The following is a 17,295-nucleotide window of genomic DNA, read 5'->3' on the forward strand; positions in this document are numbered from 1 at the left end:
CGGCTTTCGGCGTCTAGCGTTCCGCATAGATGGCTCTCCGCGCGACGGTGAAGCGTCACCAAATATCCCTTCGACACGCGAAGCACCCTGATTGTCATTGCCAAAGGGGAGAAAGCTGCCCGTAGAGATCGCGGTAGCGGCGATAGGCCTTTCCATAGTGGACGCCGTTTTCCCAGTTTGGTTGCAATTGTTCGGCGAAGGTGACGAAACGTGTGATGCCGCGCCAATCATCTGTCAGCCCTGCGCCGATCGCGGCGGTCCAGGCTGCGCCTATGCAGGAGCCCGGATGACCGGACAGGCGTTGGACCGGGGCTTCGAGAACATCGGCGACGATTTGCATCCAGATCCGGCTTTGCGCGCCGCCGTCCGAGACGAAATAGCGCGTCGGCCTGTGGCCCATGTCGATGAGGACCTCGATATGATGGCGGATGGCATAGGCATAGGATTCGAGCAAGGCCCGCCAGATATGGCCGAGATCATGCGACAAGGTCAGACCTTCAACCACGCCGCGTGCGGCGGGATCGTGAATGGGCGTTTTTTCGCCGAGAAGATAGGGCAGGATCGTCAATCCGTCGGCGCCGGCACTTTTTTTATCCGCCATCCCGTCCAGGTGCTGGTGGATCGTCAGCCCGGCGGCCTTAGCGGCTTCCTTTTCTCCGCCGGCGAAGGTTTCGATGAACCAGTTCAGCGCCGAGCCGCCGGTCGACATGCATCCATTTGGCATGAAAAGTCCCGGCACCAGATGATAGTCGAGGAAGAGGCGAGCGTCGGGACGCACGACATCCGTCGCCGTCAGGATATCGACGGCGCCTCCGAATTTGAGAAGCACATCGCCCGCATCGACGACGCCAGCGCCAAGCGCCGAAGCGATCATATCAGCTGCTCCGGCAACGACCGGCGTGCCGATGGCAAGTCCGGTTTCGCGCGCGCCCTTTTCATCGATATGACCCGTGATTGCATGCGACACCCGCTTCGGCGGAATGACTGAGCGCGGTATATGCGCGAGTGCGACGAGGCCGTCATCGATCTCGTGCCGCGTGACATCGACGAAACCCGCTTCGAGCGCCCAGTTCTGCTCCACGGCAAGCGCGCCCGTTAGCCGGTAGTTGATATAGTCATAGGAGCCGAGGACAGTGGCGATGCGCTTGAAGTTGTCCGGTTCGTGCCGTTCGATCCAGCGCAACTTGGCAGTGACGAGTTGCTGGTTTATGCCGTTTCCGGCCTTTGCCAGGAATGCCGCTTCGTCATATTCGGCCTTGAGGTCGGCGACTTCCGCGCCGCAACGGCCGTCGCTCTGCTGGATGCTCGGTCGGATGACAGTCCCGTTTTCGTCGAGCAGAACCACGGCCGGCAGCATGCCTGTCGTGCCGATCGCCCGGATGTCGCTTGCCTTCGCCCCGCTCTTTTCCAGAAGCTCCGGAATGATCGAGCACACGTTTGCCCACCAGTCTGCCGGATCCTCCTCCGCCCAGCCGATATCCGGCGATCGAAGGGAAACGGATCGAGATGCGGTGACAAGGATTTCGTCAGGCAGCCTCAGCAGGATACCGATGGTCGAGGTCGTTCCGATATCGAGGCCAAGGACCATGGTCATTCGCCAATCTCCAATCTAGCGCAGCGTTTCGACCAAATCCATGAACCGCTTGACACGGCTGCCGTCAACGGCGTTCCACGTATTGCCGTCGATCTTGAAATGCGTGCCGATCACCACGCCTTGCGCGATGGACAGGACATCGCGCACATTGTCGAGATTGACGCCGGTGTTTGCAAAGACGGGCACTTCCGTCACGGCCTCGCACACCGAGCGCAGATCGGACGCTTCGGCCGGCTGGCCGGTGATCGGACCGGACACCAGAATCGCGTCCGCCAGTGACGAGAACACCGCGCTCTTGGCCCGCAGCGCGATGGGCCGCTGGTCGAGCGAATAGGCGAATTCGGCATTGATGTTGAACAGCAATTTCATGTCGTCGCGACGAAGGGCAGCGCGCAGACGCGAGGCACTGGCGCAATCCGGCTGCCAGAGGCCCATGTCGGATGCAAACAGGCCGGTGAAGATTTCCCGTACGAAACTGGCGCCGGTCACGGCGCCGATGGCCACGCTTGCCAATGGATCCCAGAGATAGTTGACGCCGAAAGGAACCTTGATGGCGGGTTTGATCGCCTGAACGATGGCGGTCATCGCCGCAATGCTTTCCGGCGAGCCCTTGAAGACGTAGGGCCGGTCGTTTTCGTTCCCGAACATGATGGCATCGACACCGCCGTCCTGCAGCTTCTCGACATCCGTCAGGACGTCGTCGATCAGTTTTTGAACGCCGCCGTCCGCATTATAGAGCGGCGAGCCGGGAAGCGCACCGATATGCGCCATGGAGATCACGACCTTCTTGCGGTCGCCGAAGCAATCAAAGACCATTGTATTTTCCTTCCTTGCAGGCATGCCGATGTCCGGATCGAGGTGAACCGGGGTCAGGCATATGCGTGTTTCCAGTGTTCGAGTTTGTCAGGTGATGTGCTGGATATTCGTCGATCATTTCTAGGCCGCGACGCTTTGGCGGTAGGCCCGCCAGCCGCCATAGGCTGTGATGTCGGGTTGGCCGTCGATGGCCGTGCTTTCGCAGAGGAAGCCGGTGACCTCCGAGCCGTCCTCGAGTGCCAGCTTTCCGACACCCAGCGGTGCTGGAATGCGGGCGATGAAATCGCCAAAGCCGGCGGCCGGCAAGGCCCAGACTTCGACCGCGATTCCGGCGCCGCCATCTGCTGCGCGGATAAGGCCGGGCTTGGGCGGAACAGTGCCGTTCAGTGCGTAGAGCCGGTAGGCGTCGGTTGTCTTTGCCGCGCGGCGGAAGATGCCGCCGCGTGTCGTCAGTTCGTGATTGAGCGGCATGCCCGAAAGATGGGCGCCGACAACGGCGATCTCACGGTAATCTCCTTCAAGCAGCAGGGCTGCCGCTTCGGGATAGGGATTGTCGAACATGGCGAGCGAGAGACCGGTCGAACGGTGGAAGGCAGCGGCGATCCCCGCCGCCTTGGCTTCCTGAAAGCCAGGCGCCAGAAACGTCACGCCAAGCGGCAATCCGTCGTTGCGGAAACCGTTGGGCACGGCAATGCCGCAAAGGCCCATCAGGTTGACGAAGTTCGTGTAGATACCGAGCTTAGCATTCAGCGAGATCGGGTCGGCGGCGATTTCATCCTTTGTGTAGATGGTCGGCGCGGTCGGCACCATCAGGACGGCGATATCCTCCCAGACGGACCGCGTGTCGCGCTTGAGTTCGGCGATGCGGTGGATGGCTGCAAACGTATCGAGGGCTGTGAACTTACCCGAATTGGAGAGGATCTGGCGTGTCACGGGATGAATGGCGTCGCGGTGTTTTTCCAGAACGGCATCAAGGCTGAGGGCACGCTCCGAAATCCACGGGCCCTCGTAGAGGATGCGCTGCGTTTCCTCGAAAGGGGCGAAATCGATCTCGACAACGTCTCCGCCCAAATCCCGCATCCGGGCCACGGCCTCTGCGAACAGGCGCTCGGCCTCTGTATCACCGAAGAAACCCAGAGCTTCGCCCTTGGGGATGCCGAAGCGGAAGCGTGGCGGCGGGGTCGCTGGCGTCAGCGGGACGGAATCGGCCTCCGGTTTGGAGAACGGGTACGTCGGATCGTAGCCGCCGATCACGTCTGTCACCTTCATGCCGTCTTCGACGGTCAGTGCGAAAACCGCAAGAGTCTCGATGGTTTTCACGCATCCGCCACCCGAAACGCAAGCATTGCTGATGAGGCCCGGAGTGGGCTTTATGCCGACTATATTGTTGAAGCTTGCCGGCACGCGACCAGAACCGGCTGCATCGTTGGCAATGGAAAAGGACGAGAGGCCGGCTGCGACTGATACCGCAGACCCGGAGCTCGACCCCCCTGAGATATAGCGCTCGTCGAAAACCGAGGAGCAGGCGCCGTAGGGTGTGCGCATGCCGACGAGGCCGATGCCGAACTGGTCCATATTTGTCTTGCCGATCAGGATGGCGCCGGCATCGAACAGCCGCGTGATCGCCTGACCGCTGGAGGTGGCGATATAGGCGCTTTCCTTCAGCGCATTGGTGGTGGGCAGGCCGACGATGTCGTTGCAATCCTTGACGGAGAAGGGGATGCCCCAGAGCGGATGGTCTTCATGCCCCTTGGCTTCAAGGGCTGCCGCCGCTGCGAGTGCATCGTGCCGCGATACGAGATGGATCCAGACGTGGTCGTCGCCACGCGAAGCGATACGGTCGTAGATGGCGGAAATGACCATGGTTGGCGTCAGGGCGCCGGTGGCATAGGCCTTGGTCAGTGTGTCGAGATCGAGACTGCCGGTTGCGGCAGACCAGTCTTGCTTGGACATCGCAGGTTCCTCAGATTTTTGTAAGGGCCGCTTTTACGGCGGCGGCGGCAGCAACGGTGCCGAACAGGCCATTGCCGAATGTGGTGATGCGCAATTGCGCGACATGGCGCGTCTCACTCGTGCCTTGGCAGGCGTCGGCAACGGCAAGGCACTCGAAACCCATATCGTTGGCGGTGCGTTGCGTGGCGTGAACCAGCCCTTCCGTCGGCAATCCGGCGATCAGAAGATTGCGGATGCCACGAGCCTTCAGCTCGGTTTCAAGGGGCGTCCTGTAGAAGGCATTGTCGCCGGAATGATCGACCACCAGTGCTGTGTCTGGGAGAATGAGCTGTGGCGGAAAGTCCCAGCCGCCGGAGCCTTCGGCAGGCACGACATCGTCACCGTCCCGTCGGGCGACGCGGCGCGCTGCCACGACGAGCAGGCCGCAGTCACGGGCGACCGCCAACAGGTCCAGTGCCGTCGTAAATGCCGGCATGGCAGAGAGCGCGGAAATCGTCCCCTTCTGAAAACCAAGCAGCAACAGGGCGGTATCAGCCGATGACCAATGCCCGTCGAATGGAAAGGAATACGGTTCCGCATGGATCTGGCGGAGTGTTCTGATGCCGCGGTCAGACATCGGCGTGCTCCAGCATGGTTTGGAAGGCGGCAAGGCAAGAGACACCTCCCCAGCGGCCGCCAAAGGCTTTCAGAATCTCCAGCGTCGCCAGATGGTTCGGCGTTTCGACGGCGGCCGTGCAGTCCTCAAGCAGGACGCATTCGAAGCCGCGCTCGAAACCGTCGCGCATGGTTGACTGGACGCAGCAGTCCGAGGTGACGCCGGTGATGACCAGACGGGAGATGCCGAGGTTGCGTAGTTCCGCTTCCAGATCCGTTTGATGGAAGGCGGATTTGCCGGGCTTGTCGATGACCAATTCTTCAGCTTCGGGAGCGAGTTCCGGGATAATCTGCCACCCTGGTTCGCCACGGACGAGGATCCGGCCCGTGGCGCCCATGTCGCCGATCCCCAGCCCATGGACGCGGGTGCGCCATTGTTTGTTGGCGGGGAGATCGGACAGATCAGGCAAATGCCCCTCGCGTGTGTGGATAACGGCGATGCCGGCGGTCCTTGCAGCGGCAAGTGCCTGGCCAATTGGCGGAATGACGGCGCGGGTGTTGGAAACGTCTTCGCCGAGCTGATCGATCCAGCCGCCGGGCGCGCAGAAATCGATCTGCATGTCGATGAGAATAATCGCCATCGCGCTTTTGACGGACGTGCCACCACGTGGCCAGAAGCCTGATGCGGGGTGTTCGCTCATAGCGCCATGCCCCTTTCCGCGTCGAAGATGTGGATGGCCAAAGGATCGACCGCGAAGGTCAGCATATCGCCCGTCGTGACTGGATGACCGCTGTCGATCATCGAACGCAGGCGCGGACGGACGGACATCAGATCCTTTTCCTCTTCAATCACGGTGGAATGGATCATGGTGGCACCCTGAACATCAAGATGAACCAGAAGCGTTGCGCCCAGGTCCTCGACAAAGGCGGTGCGCGCCGAAATCGTGCCAACCCCGCCGGTATCGCCCGACCGCTTGAGTGCTTCGGGGCGGATGCCGACGATTACCTTGCGTCCGGGCACGATTTCGGCGCGCTCGCCTATGGCACCGAGCGACAGGGTGAAAGCGCCCAGTTGGACCACAGGCTTTCCGTCTTTTGCCGCAATGGTCCCTTCCAGGAAATTGATCGGCGGCGAACCGATGAAGCTGGCAACGAACAGATTGACCGGCCTGTCATAGAGACGGCGCGGCGTGTCGAGTTGCTGGAGGGTGCCCTTGTTCATCACGGCGACCCGGTGGCCCATCGTCATCGCCTCGACCTGATCGTGGGTGACATAGACGGTCGTCACAGCGCTCATGCGCTGCAGCTTGGCAATCTCTGCGCGCATCTGGCCGCGAAGGCGGGCGTCGAGATTGGAGAGCGGTTCGTCCATGAGAAAAGCATGGGGGGAGCGGACCAGAGCACGGCCCATGGCAACGCGCTGCCGCTGGCCGCCAGACAACCGGGCGGGCTTGCGATCCAGATAGTCGGTGAGTTCGAGCAGGGCCGCTGTCTCGCGCACTTTCTTCTCGATGATCTCGCGCTTGACGTTGCGGACCCTGAGACCGAAGGCGATGTTGTCGGCAACCGTCAGATGCGGATAGAGTGCATAGGACTGGAACACCATGGCTATGTCGCGGTCGCGCGGCGCCAGATCGTTGGCGACCTGTCCGTTGATGCGCAGTGTGCCGCCGGTGATGTCTTCAAGGCCGGCAATCATGCGCAGCGCCGTGGACTTTCCACAGCCGGACGGCCCGACGAGAACCATGAATTCGCCATCGACGATATCGAGGTTCAGTCCATGCAGCGCGGAATGACCGCCCTCATAGGTTTTGCAAACATCCTCAAAGGAAATCTGGGCCATCGATTGGCTCCTATTGTACGCCGTTGGTCGCGCCCTGAACGAAGTAGCGGTTCAGGAACAGCGCCATCAGGACAATTGGAATTGTGGAGAAATGCGCCAAGGCACCGAGCGAGCCCCAGGTGACATCCTTGGTGCCGTAAGCGGTCAGCAGGGCCACGGAGATCGGCTTGGAATCGAGTGTCGTCAGGAACATCGGGTAGAGAAAATCGTTCCAGGAAAACATCACGCAAAACAGCACGCAGGCGATGATCCCGGAGCGAACCGCCGGCACCGCGACCTTGAGAAACGCGCCGATCTGGGTGCAGCCATCCGTAAGTGCCGCTTCTTCCATATCTCGCGGCAGGGCGCGGAAATAGGAAAACATCATCCAGGTAACAAAGGCACAGTTGAGCATGGTGTTGATGATGATCACGGCCCACCAACTTCCGAGCAAGCCGATATCGCGCATCATCAGATAGAAGGGGATCAGCGCCGCGATGGCCGGAACCATGCGGATGGCGAGGAAGAAATAGGCGAAGAAATTGGCGTAGCGGGAACGCGAGCGGGCAAGGGAATAACCGGCGGGAACGCCAAGGAGCAGTGAAAGAACGGTGGTGCCGAGGCTGATCACGATGGAGGATCGCAACAGCGATACGACATCGAAATAAGACAGCATCCCGCGAAACTGGTCTAACGTGGGTTGGAAGCCGAGCTTCGGGGGAATGGAGAAGATCTGATTGGACGGCTTGTAGGCCGTGGTGATCAGCCAGAGGACGGGCAGCAGGAACAACACCGTGATGACCAGCACGGCTGTCCGCTCGAACACGATCTGACGTGTGGAGACCTTCGACATCGGCATTACTTCCCGTTGATCCGGACATCAGCACCGCGCACGACGAGCAGAAGCACGGCTGCCATGACGGCGATGAACAGCATGGTGATGTTGCCGATCGCCGAAGCGTAGCCGACGTTGAAGAACTGAAGCCCCTCCTTCACCGCCAGCACCATCAGCGTGTTGGTCGCATCGTTGGGGCCGCCGCCGGTCGTGACGAAGACGGAATCGAACACACGGAACGCGTCCATCATGCGCAGCATGAGCGCGAGGAAGATGGAAGGCAGCATCAGCGGCAGGATGAGGAGAGTGAAGCGCTGCAAGGCCGTGGCCCCGTCGGTGCGGCCTGCCTCCAGAACGTCGTTTGGCAGGGATTTGAGCCCGGCAAGCAGGATCAGCGCCATGAGCGGGGTCCATTCCCAGCAATCGATGAGGATCAGCACCCAGAGTGCCGTTCCCGCATCGGTGAGGAAGCCGGTTCGCGGACCGATGCCGGCGTCGGCTAGAAAATAGCCGACCAGCCCGTAGTCCGCGCCGAGAAGGGCCTTGAAGATGAGGCCGACGACCAGCGGCGTGATGGTGGCGGGAACGAGCAGAAAAGCCAGCGCGATGCGGTTGAAGCGACTGTCACGCCACAAAAGCAGCGCCAGTCCGAATCCGAAGATCAGCTGCAGGCTGACGCTGGCGATGGTGAATTGAAAGGTATTGGCGATCGCCTGGCGAGCGGAACGGTCCGAAAAGATTTCGACATAGTTTCCAAGGCCGACGAATTTGGTGCGGGCCGGACGCAGCAGATTGTAATTGAAGAAACTGTACCAGACGCCCTGAGCCAGCGGCCAGATGCCCACGGCCAGCACATAAAGGACAGCCGGCGCCGCCATGAAGAAGAGGAAGAAACGGCGGCGATCGGAAAAACTGCGGCTTATCGGGAAGAGACTCATGCCGTATCGCCGCTGTCCGCCGGCGGCTTCGCCCGTGGCGAGGAATGGCTGGCTCATGTCGGTTTCATTCCTGACGTTTTGAACGCGATACCCGTTCGTTTACCTTCTCCCCGCCTTTCGGCGGGGAGGCTGATCTTCGCTGGATCGAAGCAGGAAAGTCTAGAAAAGTTTCTTGGCTTCCGCCTGAGCCTCGTCCAGGGCTGCCTTCGGCTCGGCAGCGCCTGCCAAAACGGAGTTGACGGCGGCGCCGAGGATGTCCTGGATTTCCGGATATTCAGGGATGCGCGGACGATAGTCGCCATTGCCGTTTTCATAGGTCTTGGCGACGACAGGCAGGAAGTCGAATTTTGCTGTCAGGTCCGGATCGGTCATCTGGCTCTTGCGCATGAACGAACCGGCGCCTTCCAGATTGAATTCCTTGTGGATCTTCTTGCTGGTGAGCCATTTGATGAAGGTCCAGGCGGCTTCCTTCTGCTTCGCATCGATATCGGCATTGATCGCCATGCCCCAGCCGCCCACGCCGTATTGCGGCGAAACGCCGTTGGCGACCGGCGCGACGGCAATGCCGACCTTGCCGACGACGTTGGACGACGCCGGATCGGAATAGCCGGGAGCGCCGACCGACCACGTCTGCATCATGGCTGCAGCACCCTGCCGGAAACTTTCCTCGCGCCCGCCCCAATCATATTCGATTGCGCCGGGAGGAGCGGTCTCGACGAACAATTGCTTGTAGACGGCAAGGCTCTCGACGTTTTCGGGCGAGTTGAGCGCCGGCAGGCCGTCCTTTCCAAGAATGGAGCCACCCATCTGGTTGTTGTACTGCATCCAGTCCTGCGCGACCGCCGGACCCTTCTGGCCGTTGGCCACGAAGCCGTATTGCTTCTTGGACGGGTCGGTCAGCTTTTTGGCGTCCGACACCAACTCTTCCACGGTCTTGGGCACTGCGAGGCCGGCTGCCTCGAACAGGTCCTTGCGATAGGCAAGAACATTGGCGTAGGCGGCGAAGGGGAACGCAACATAGTGGCCGTTGTACTGGCCAAGCGATTCAAGGATAACCGGATAGATGTCGTCGAGGTCGAGTTCCGCTGCATCGCGCTTGACCCAATCGGTCAAATCGACGGAATAGCCGTTTTCCGCATAGGCGCCGGCCCAGACGATGTCCATGGTCACGAGATCGTAGCCCTTGGTGTCCCCGACGAAATCGGCGGTCGTCTTGGTCAGCAACGTGCCGTAATCCATGACTTCGACCTTCAGCTCGGCGCCGGTGTCTTCCTTGAATTGCGCAGCGAGCTTGGTCAGGACGCCAGCAAACGGATCGTTCTGCGAGGCAAGCGTAAGAGTGACGCCATCCAGCGGCTTGGCATGCGCAAAAGCTGTCGATGTCATCAGCGTCATAAGAGCGATGCTGAGCAGGCGGGTCGTCCGGGGCATCGGGAATTCGGAGATCATGGTCATGTGCTGCCAGCCTTTCCTACGAGATTGAAGATCTGAAGCGAAGCTATCTGAGCTTGAGCGGCTGTCAAACAAAATTTCACATTAAACGCGCAAATATAACGAAACTGAACATTGATGATGAATAGTTCTGCGGACTGATTAAAGATTCGGCATGATCTGCATTTTATAGCGGCATTTTTAAAGCTTCGCCCCGAAACCCTACGAAATCTGGAGAAAAATTCTATGCCTAAGAAATGTACACCTTTTTGCAAGGAGCGAAGATCTCCATTCCAAGGAGCGGCGCTGATGGATTCCGTTGTTAATTCCCAGCTACAAATGCGGAAGTGAGAGAGAAAAATAACATAATCACACACTTTACAACTTTCCCGCAGTCACTATTCTCGCCTCAAGGTCGACGGGGAGCATGAATATGCAGAGCGCAACGGGCATTCCGGAGACATCAGCAACTGATGCGCGCAGCGCACTTGCGGGGGTCGCCCCACGAATTGCGGATGACGACGCCCTTACGTTGCTTGAAAAGCGTGTCCGGCTGGAACTGGCGGTTATCGAAACGCCCTTGCGGGATTGGATTCCCGAGCGGCGCGATGAAGATGGCCGTGTGATCAACGATGTGGTCATCGTCGGCGCCGGACTGTCCGGACTGTCGCTGGCCTTCGGGTTGATGCGCCAAGGCGTGACGCGCGTAAAGGTGATCGATTCGGCGCCCACAGGGCGGGAAGGACCCTGGCTTAACACGGCGCGGATGCGCACGTTGCGGTCCCCCAAGAATCTGACGGGTCCCGACCTTGGCGTGCCGTCGCTGACCTACCGCGCATGGCACGAAGCAAGGTATGGTGTGCAGAGCTGGGAAACGCTCGACAAGATCGAGCGCGGTGACTGGATGGCCTATCTCGTCTGGTTTCGGGGTGTTGTCGGCATGGCGGTCGAAAACGGCGTGCGCCTCACCGGAATCGAGGCGCGCGACAATCATCTTGCTTTGCGTGTCGAAGAAGCCGGTGTCGAGCGCGTGATCGCCTGTCGCAAGGTCGTTCTGGCGACCGGCATGGATGGTGCTGGCGGTCTTAATGTACCAGCCGCTATCTCCGGCGCCCTGCCGCGCGAACGCTGGACACACAGCGGAGAGGTCGTCGGTCTGGATTTTCTGTCCGGCAGGGCAGTAGGCGTCATCGGGGCGGCGGCGTCGAGTTTCGACTGGGCGGTGGCAGCGCTCGAGGCCGGCGCAGCATCGGTGACCGTACTGGCGCGCTCGCGCAGCCTGCCGCGCACCGAAGTGCTCGACTGGTCGAATTTTGCCGGTTTTCTCAATCACTTCGCCGATCTGGATGACCTCAGTCGATACCGGTTCGCGCGCCGGATGTTCGCCTTCAGAACGCCGCCGACCACTGAGATGTTCGAGCGGGCAATGCGTTTCCCGGCATGCCGGCTCGTCATGGGTGCCCGGATCGAAGCGCTGGGGATGCAGGATGAGCGTATCGCCGTGGCAACCGCTGTCGGCGATTTCGCCTTCGACCATCTGTTGCTCGGCACCGGATATAGCGTCGATCTCCGGCGCCGGCCGGAACTTCGCAGCATCGTCGATGCCGTGGCCACATGGAGCGACCGTTTCACACCGCCGGAAGGCGAGGTCGATGGTGATCTTCTGGCCTATCCCTATCTCGGCTCTGCCTTCGAATTTCAGGAGAAGACGCCCGGGCAATGGCCGTTGCTGCGCGATATCCACATCTTCAACAGCGCGGCCGTTCCAAGCCTCGGGCCGGTCTGCAACGGCATTACCGGGCTGAAATCAGGGATCCCACGGCTTGTTGCCGGTCTGTGTCGCGGGCTGTTCCTGCAGGATGCGGATCTGTTTTACCGGTCGCTCGACGCCTACGACAAAATCCATTTCGAGCCGCCATCGGCGCCTGGCAAGTCAGGCTAACCCAGATATCATTCGATGAGTCCGACCCGGCGCGCTGCGACGACACGATAGAGAGGATCGCCGGTGTGGCGGTATTCCTCGAGTGCCGAAAAGACGAGCGAGTGATCGTGCTCGTCGTCGGAGGCGACGGCGGCTGCGGCGATCGCCTCGTCAGGCGGGACTTGCAGCTTGCGCCAGGCGTCGAGCATCTCGGCACTCGGCAGATCCGGCATGCCGATCTTGGTGTAAAGCGACAGCACGACTTCCCAGAAATGAACTGCGAGGATTTGCGGTTTATCGAGATGGGGGCTGACAAGGCGCAGCCAATGGCTGCCGGTTAGAGCGTGAAGCGCCTCGAAACTCATCGTACCCGCGTAAAGCGCCAGAGAGGCCTGGCGCATCCGGATCAGAAGATCGTCCGTTGGCGCAAGCCGCCCGAGGCGCTGCTGAAAAGCGGGTATATGGCCCACAGCTTCGATCCATCTCCACAAAAGCGTCGAGGAAACGGCGATATTGCGGAAACTCGGTTCCGATTGCATCGAGAGGATCAGTTCGGCCGGGTCGTCTACGGTTAGCGAGCCGGCGAGTGGCGGCGGAAAGGCGAGATAGGTCGCGGCCCAGTAACCGAGCGCGATGCCGATCTCCGTTTCGTCACGGCGCAGGACGGCGTAGGCAAGACGCATAAGGCCATGGGTGGCGGAGGCCGCCACGCCGGGGAAAAGCGTGGGCAGATGAAGACGGATGGCTTCGTTGCCACCAATCCTTGAAACGACGTCGGCGAAATAGTCGCGCAGATCGGTTTCCCGATCGCGCTGGCCAAGCGCCGAGCGCCAGGTCGCATCGGTGAGCGATGAAACAGCCGGTGGCGGAAAGGGCACTGCATGGGCGAGTGTATAGTGACGGGCATAGGCTTCCAGCCGCTCCGGCGCTGCGCCGAGCCTGCCCATGGCCTCCAGCACCATAGGCAGGTGATTGGCAAGATAATCCGGAAATTCGCCGCTGCGCTGGCCGACGTCTGCGATCAGCGGCCGCAATCGCGCACTGGCCCTCGGATGACGGTAGATGGCGCTTGGTGAATCAGGCTGTGTGTCGACAGTGATCTGAGGGTTTCGTTCCATCGTTTTCATCCATTCCCCCCGCGCTATCGCGTAGTCCGTGCGGCGCAATTTCATCAGTCCATGCGAACGCCGCCGGTCACGTTGATGCCCTGTCCGGTCATGAAGCGGGCGCCGTCGGAGGCCAGGAACCGAACGACCACAGCCACGTCTTCCGGCTCCTCGATTCGCCCCATTGGCGTCAGCGTCACATATTCCTGACGCACCTCGTCTGGCGTCATGTTGCGAAGCTTGCCTTCCCAAATGATTTCACGCTCCTGCATGGCTGTGCGTACGAAGCCCGGGCAGACGGCATTGATGCGGATGCCGGAGGGAGCGAGTTCGCGTGCAAGCGCCTGCGTCCAGCCCAGAACTGCAAACTTGCTGGCGGAATAATGTGCCAGCAGCGGCGCGCCGACCTTGCCCGCGAGCGAAGCGGTATTGACGATGACGCCCTTGTTTCCCGTCGCTAGAAAATGGCGAACGACAATCTGGTTGCAGAGAAAAACACCCTTGGCGTTGACGTCCATGTTGAAGTCCCAGTCCTCGTCCGTCAGATCAACCGAGGCCTGCATGGTCGAAACGCCGGCATTGGCGCAAAGGATGTCGATGCCGCCCCGCTCGGCGATCACGGCGTCCATCGCCGCCTGCACGGAGGCGCGATCGCGCACGTCGATGCTGCCGAAAAAAGCACTTTCGCCCAGCTCATCGGCAAGAGCAGCGGCGCGGTGACCATCGAGATCGAGAATCGTGACCCGCGCGCCTTCTGCGTGAAACGTTCTGGTAATTGCCGCGCCGATGCCTGATGCACCGCCGGTGACCACGACTGATTTTCCTACGAATTCCGACATGAAGCCCCTTGATCTCGCAAGCTGGGAAACGAGCGCTGTTTAACGATTTTTCGCATCTTTGAACATTATATAACAAAAAACAACCTTTATTCACGCGTATGCCTGTGTTACGCACAAACAGCCGATAAATCGCGACCCTGGCAGCAACCGTCAGGAACGACGCGAGAACGGCCAGGCGCTCTTTGGCAACCCGTTTACGGAAGCAAGCATGGAAAAAGGCCAACCCGCAGACACCGAGATGGATCTTGAGCCGAATACCGGTCCAAGCGAAGGCCGGACCGACCGGGTTCCGGCGGTGCTGCGGCAGACGCATATCATTGCTTCATTCGAAAAGAACGGCTTCGTGTCGATCACGAGCCTTGCCGACGAGCTTGGCGTTTCCGGTATGACGGTACGCCGCGATCTCGATCTTTTGGGAAAACGCGGACTGCTCGAACGCACGCATGGCGGTGCGGTCGCCGCAGGTCCGCTGGCGACGCTCGCCTTCGACGAGGACGAGCCACCGTTCGAGCAGCGCATGCGCCGGCAAGCGGTGCAGAAATCCTCGATCGCCGAGGCGGCGGCGAAGCTGGTCGCCTCGGGCGAATCCGTCGGCCTCGATGTCGGCACATCCATCCTGGCGCTCGCGGGGGCCTTGGCGTCCCGGAGGGATCTGCGCGTTTTTACCAACAATCTGCGCGTCAGCATGCTGATGGCGGACGGAAAAAGCAACGTCTACATTCTGGGTGGGCAGGTACGCTGGCCAGAATATTCGGTGATTGGGCCGCAGGCGGTTGAAGCACTCAAGAGCCATTTTCTCGACAAAGTCTTCATCGGCGTTTCCGGTCTGGATCCAAGCGGCTTCTACGACTATTCGCCCGAAGATACCGAAGTCAAACGCGCCTTTATCGCGAATGCAGGCAGCGTGATCGTGCTGTGTGATTCATCCAAATTCGGACGCCGGGCCCTGTCGCGGATCGTCCCGCTTGAAAAGGTGAACATCCTTGTCACCGATGCGCCGCCCCCCGCCGATCTCGCCGCCGCATTGGGCGAGCGCGGTGTCCGGATCATCGTGGCCGCATGACGCGCTGATGCCAAGAGAGTGAGGATGCCACGTGGCGACACTTTTTTCCAATGGAAGGCTTGCCGAGGCCGGTCCGGTCGATATCAAGGTCCGCGATGGCCGGATAGAAGCGATATCGGCGGCCGGCACGGTGCCGGTCCAGGCCGGCGAAACGGTGGTCGATCTCGGTGGTCGGCTGGTCCTGCCGGGCTTGGTCGAGGGACATATCCATCTCGATACCAGCTTCTACGGCGGCAAGTGGATTCCCCACAGGCCCTGCACCAACGGTTTCGACGTGCGAGAACGTGTCGCGTTCCAGCATGAGAACATGGCGATCGCCGAGCCGATGGACGTGCGCGCCCGCAAGCAGCTGGAGCTTTGCATCGCCAACGGCACGACCGCGATGCGCAGTCACGTCATGGTCGATGCCTCCGTGGGTCTCAGTTCGCTCGAAACGATCCTGACGGTCCGCGAGGAATATCGTAGCCTCATCGATCTCCAGCTTGTCGCCTTTCCCCAGAGCGGCATTCTGACAAGCCCGGGAACATCCGATCTCCTCGACAAGGCGATCGAGTTTGGCGCCGATCTGGTCGGAGGTCTGGACCCGGGAAGCTTCGACCGTGATATCGAAGGCCACCTTGCCGTAGTGTTCGGCGTGGCGGCGCGGCGCGGCGTCGATGTCGATATCCATCTGCACGATGCCGGTTTGCTCGGCGTCTTCACGATCGAGCAGATCTGTGCCCGAACCCGTACGCTGGGCCTGGAGGGCCGCGTGGCCATCAGCCATGCCTACGCTCTCGGCGACGTCGCTCCCGACGTTACGAAACGCGCAGCCGATGAACTGGCGCGCAGCGGTGTGTCGATCATGACCAATGCGCCCGGCGCACAATCGTTTCCCCCGGTTGCCTTGCTGCGCGCGGCAGGTGTCACGGTTTTCTCGGGAAGCGACAACATTCGCGATTCCTGGTGGCCCTATGGCGATGGCGACATGCTCGGCCGGGCGATGATGATCGGCTACCGTTCGGGCTTCTATACCGATGAAGAACTGAATGCGGCATTCGATGTGGTCACCGCCTCCGGTGCCAAGGCCTTGCGACTGGAGGGATACGGTCTGAAAATCGGCGCAAAGGCCGATTTCATTGTGCTTGAAGCGGAGCATGTAGCCGAGGCTGTCGTCTCAGTCCCAAGATCGCGCTCCGTCTATAGAGGCGGTCGGCTTGTCGCTCAGGATGGAAACCTCCATTAAGTACAGATACGCCTAAAAATTGGCTTCAGCCATCAGGGTCGGGGCTCATCTGAAGCCCCGGCAATCTTGTCGGCCAGCACTGGCAATTCCACCTCAAGTGGACCGGCGTCCCAAATGCCATCAGCTCGCAGCTCTTCCTGCTGGCTGAGGCCGTCCTTCATCGAAAGCTTCCCCGGCTTGTCACCTTGGCATCGCGACCGCAACTCACTCCATTACGGCCATGAACGCCGGGACCTGCTGTTCAAAGAACTTCGAGAACGAGGCGATACGGGGCGGCAGCACCTGATACGGGGGGTAGTACAGGGTCAACCACAAGTCCGGCGGCGCCCAGTCCCGCAGGACGTGGACGAGCCGTCCGGTCCTGAGATGCTCGGCCACATGGAACTTGGGCAGCATGGCGATCCCGACGCCGTCGGCCGCCATCCTCGCCAGCACCTCTCCGCTATTGGCGCTGAATGCCCGGCCCGCAGAAATCGTGGCGCTGCCGCTGCCGTCCGACAGCGTCCAGGTCTCCCGCTTGCTGTCACCGCTATAGGCCAGGCAATCGTCGGGAATGAGTTCGTTCGGATGCTTCATGTCGGAAAACCGGCTGCCCGGCGCTGCGACGAGGATACGGCGCACGACGCTGATCTTGCGCCAGATCGTGAACTTGTCCGAGGGTGCCGCGGAAATGCGGATTGCCAGATCATAGTCGTCATCGATGATATCAACGAGTCCATCCGCAAGCGAGATCTCGAAGCTGATCTTCGGGTAGCGTTCCTTGAATGCCGAGAGGATGGGCGGCAGGACCTGCTGGCCGAACCAGGTCGGCGCGCTGATCCGCAGGCGGCCATGATCCGCCTTGTGGGTATTCATCACGTCCTTGCGCGCGTTGTCCAACGCCTGCACCGCCGGCTGTATCTGGGCGGCGAAGATCGCGCCGTCGGTCGTCAGCGACACCTGGCGCGTGGTCCGCACGAAGAGTTGCACACCCAGGTCTTCTTCCAGGGCCGCGATCGCCCGCGTGACGGCTGCGGGGGTCATGTCGAGCTCGCGTGCGACCTGCGCGAAGTTCCGTTTTTCGGCGGCCAGCAGAAAGGTTCGAAGAAGCTTGTAGTCGTTCATTGATTATTTCACCTGAGGCAATTCACTGACAATTATTATTGCAATTCTGACCGA

The 17,295-nt window shown here is 60.7% G+C and carries 16 protein-coding genes; 3 read left to right on the top strand and 13 right to left on the bottom strand.

Annotated features, from left to right (window positions below; genetic code table 11):
* Window positions 1–94: 94 nt before the first annotated feature.
* The 9 genes from ELH03_RS26600 to ELH03_RS26640 form a co-directional block, all read right to left on the bottom strand.
* Window positions 95–1,594, bottom strand: coding sequence for an FGGY-family carbohydrate kinase (locus ELH03_RS26600; protein ID WP_128405053.1), 1,500 nt, complete (start codon window positions 1,592–1,594; stop codon window positions 95–97).
* A gap of 15 nt (window positions 1,595–1,609) precedes the next feature.
* Window positions 1,610–2,410, bottom strand: coding sequence for a BtpA/SgcQ family protein (locus ELH03_RS26605; RefSeq protein WP_128409756.1), 801 nt, complete (start codon window positions 2,408–2,410; stop codon window positions 1,610–1,612).
* Between the two features lie 120 nt (window positions 2,411–2,530).
* The gene (atzF, locus tag ELH03_RS26610) at window positions 2,531–4,363 is read right to left on the bottom strand and encodes an allophanate hydrolase (protein WP_128409757.1); all 1,833 of its coding nucleotides are present in this window, start codon (window positions 4,361–4,363) and stop codon (window positions 2,531–2,533) included.
* 10 nt (window positions 4,364–4,373) lie between these two features.
* Window positions 4,374–4,979, bottom strand: coding sequence for a cysteine hydrolase family protein (locus ELH03_RS26615; RefSeq protein WP_128405050.1), 606 nt, complete (start codon window positions 4,977–4,979; stop codon window positions 4,374–4,376).
* Entirely contained in the window at window positions 4,972–5,658 is a 687-nt protein-coding gene (locus ELH03_RS26620) for a cysteine hydrolase family protein (protein ID WP_128405049.1), read from the bottom strand. The genes ELH03_RS26615 and ELH03_RS26620 overlap by 8 nt, the downstream gene beginning before the upstream one ends.
* Window positions 5,655–6,800, bottom strand: coding sequence for an ABC transporter ATP-binding protein (locus ELH03_RS26625; protein WP_128409758.1), 1,146 nt, complete (start codon window positions 6,798–6,800; stop codon window positions 5,655–5,657). Before ELH03_RS26625 ends, ELH03_RS26620 begins: the two co-directional genes overlap by 4 nt.
* A gap of 10 nt (window positions 6,801–6,810) precedes the next feature.
* A complete protein-coding gene (locus ELH03_RS26630) occupies window positions 6,811–7,632 on the bottom strand; it encodes a carbohydrate ABC transporter permease (protein WP_128405047.1) in 822 nt (273 codons plus the stop codon).
* A gap of 5 nt (window positions 7,633–7,637) precedes the next feature.
* Complete coding sequence (locus tag ELH03_RS26635; RefSeq protein WP_128409785.1) at window positions 7,638–8,537, bottom strand: carbohydrate ABC transporter permease; 900 nt, start codon at window positions 8,535–8,537, stop codon at window positions 7,638–7,640.
* 174 nt (window positions 8,538–8,711) lie between these two features.
* Window positions 8,712–10,007 (bottom strand): ABC transporter substrate-binding protein, encoded by a 1,296-nt coding sequence (locus tag ELH03_RS26640; protein WP_128402132.1) that lies wholly within the window; start codon window positions 10,005–10,007, stop codon window positions 8,712–8,714.
* A 409-nt stretch (window positions 10,008–10,416) separates the two neighbouring features.
* Here ELH03_RS26640 and ELH03_RS26645 point away from each other — a divergent pair, with 409 nt between their 5' ends.
* A complete protein-coding gene (locus ELH03_RS26645; protein ID WP_128402133.1) occupies window positions 10,417–11,925 on the top strand; it encodes a flavin-containing monooxygenase in 1,509 nt (502 codons plus the stop codon).
* An 8-nt stretch (window positions 11,926–11,933) separates the two neighbouring features.
* On the opposite strand, the gene ELH03_RS26650 is transcribed toward ELH03_RS26645, so the two are convergent.
* Both ELH03_RS26650 and ELH03_RS26655 read right to left on the bottom strand, forming a co-directional pair.
* Window positions 11,934–13,022, bottom strand: coding sequence for a questin oxidase family protein (locus ELH03_RS26650; protein WP_128402134.1), 1,089 nt, complete (start codon window positions 13,020–13,022; stop codon window positions 11,934–11,936).
* A gap of 53 nt (window positions 13,023–13,075) precedes the next feature.
* A complete protein-coding gene (locus ELH03_RS26655; protein ID WP_128402135.1) occupies window positions 13,076–13,849 on the bottom strand; it encodes an SDR family NAD(P)-dependent oxidoreductase in 774 nt (257 codons plus the stop codon).
* A gap of 238 nt (window positions 13,850–14,087) precedes the next feature.
* Here ELH03_RS26655 and ELH03_RS26660 point away from each other — a divergent pair, with 238 nt between their 5' ends.
* Window positions 14,088–14,912 carry a DeoR/GlpR family DNA-binding transcription regulator gene (locus tag ELH03_RS26660; protein ID WP_233943769.1) on the top strand — a complete coding sequence of 275 codons (825 nt, stop codon included), beginning with the start codon at window positions 14,088–14,090 and terminating at the stop codon, window positions 14,910–14,912.
* A gap of 31 nt (window positions 14,913–14,943) precedes the next feature.
* On the top strand, window positions 14,944–16,137 hold the full coding sequence (locus ELH03_RS26665) for an amidohydrolase family protein (RefSeq protein WP_128409760.1): 1,194 nt from the start codon (window positions 14,944–14,946) through the stop codon (window positions 16,135–16,137).
* Window positions 16,138–16,169: 32 nt separating this feature from the next.
* Here ELH03_RS26665 and ELH03_RS38540 read toward each other — a convergent pair whose 3' ends face one another.
* Complete coding sequence (locus ELH03_RS38540; RefSeq protein WP_261319706.1) at window positions 16,170–16,298, bottom strand: hypothetical protein; 129 nt, start codon at window positions 16,296–16,298, stop codon at window positions 16,170–16,172.
* A gap of 43 nt (window positions 16,299–16,341) precedes the next feature.
* Window positions 16,342–17,241, bottom strand: a complete 900-nt coding sequence (locus tag ELH03_RS26670) for a LysR family transcriptional regulator (protein WP_128402138.1) — start codon at window positions 17,239–17,241, stop codon at window positions 16,342–16,344.
* Window positions 17,242–17,295: the final 54 nt, after the last annotated feature.

It is taken from the genome of Rhizobium beringeri, assembly GCF_004306515.1.
GTDB classification, from domain to species: Bacteria; Pseudomonadota; Alphaproteobacteria; order Rhizobiales; family Rhizobiaceae; genus Rhizobium; species Rhizobium beringeri.

Bases quoted from the DNA above. Each gene is read 5' to 3' on its own strand.
- ELH03_RS26600 (WP_128405053.1), bottom strand. From the start codon at position 1,594: ATGACCATGGTCCTTGGCCTCGATATCGGAACGACCTCGACCATCGGT.
- ELH03_RS26605 (WP_128409756.1), bottom strand. From the start codon at position 2,410: ATGGTCTTTGATTGCTTCGGCGACCGCAAGAAGGTCGTGATCTCCATG.
- atzF (WP_128409757.1), bottom strand. From the start codon at position 4,363: ATGTCCAAGCAAGACTGGTCTGCCGCAACCGGCAGTCTCGATCTCGAC.
- ELH03_RS26615 (WP_128405050.1), bottom strand. From the start codon at position 4,979: ATGTCTGACCGCGGCATCAGAACACTCCGCCAGATCCATGCGGAACCG.
- ELH03_RS26620 (WP_128405049.1), bottom strand. From the start codon at position 5,658: ATGAGCGAACACCCCGCATCAGGCTTCTGGCCACGTGGTGGCACGTCC.
- ELH03_RS26625 (WP_128409758.1), bottom strand. From the start codon at position 6,800: ATGGCCCAGATTTCCTTTGAGGATGTTTGCAAAACCTATGAGGGCGGT.
- ELH03_RS26630 (WP_128405047.1), bottom strand. From the start codon at position 7,632: ATGTCGAAGGTCTCCACACGTCAGATCGTGTTCGAGCGGACAGCCGTG.
- ELH03_RS26640 (WP_128402132.1), bottom strand. From the start codon at position 10,007: ATGACCATGATCTCCGAATTCCCGATGCCCCGGACGACCCGCCTGCTC.
- ELH03_RS26645 (WP_128402133.1), top strand. From the start codon at position 10,417: ATGCAGAGCGCAACGGGCATTCCGGAGACATCAGCAACTGATGCGCGC.
- ELH03_RS26650 (WP_128402134.1), bottom strand. From the start codon at position 13,022: ATGGAACGAAACCCTCAGATCACTGTCGACACACAGCCTGATTCACCA.
- ELH03_RS26655 (WP_128402135.1), bottom strand. From the start codon at position 13,849: ATGTCGGAATTCGTAGGAAAATCAGTCGTGGTCACCGGCGGTGCATCA.
- ELH03_RS26660 (WP_233943769.1), top strand. From the start codon at position 14,088: ATGGATCTTGAGCCGAATACCGGTCCAAGCGAAGGCCGGACCGACCGG.
- ELH03_RS38540 (WP_261319706.1), bottom strand. From the start codon at position 16,298: ATGAAGGACGGCCTCAGCCAGCAGGAAGAGCTGCGAGCTGATGGCATT.
- ELH03_RS26670 (WP_128402138.1), bottom strand. From the start codon at position 17,241: ATGAACGACTACAAGCTTCTTCGAACCTTTCTGCTGGCCGCCGAAAAA.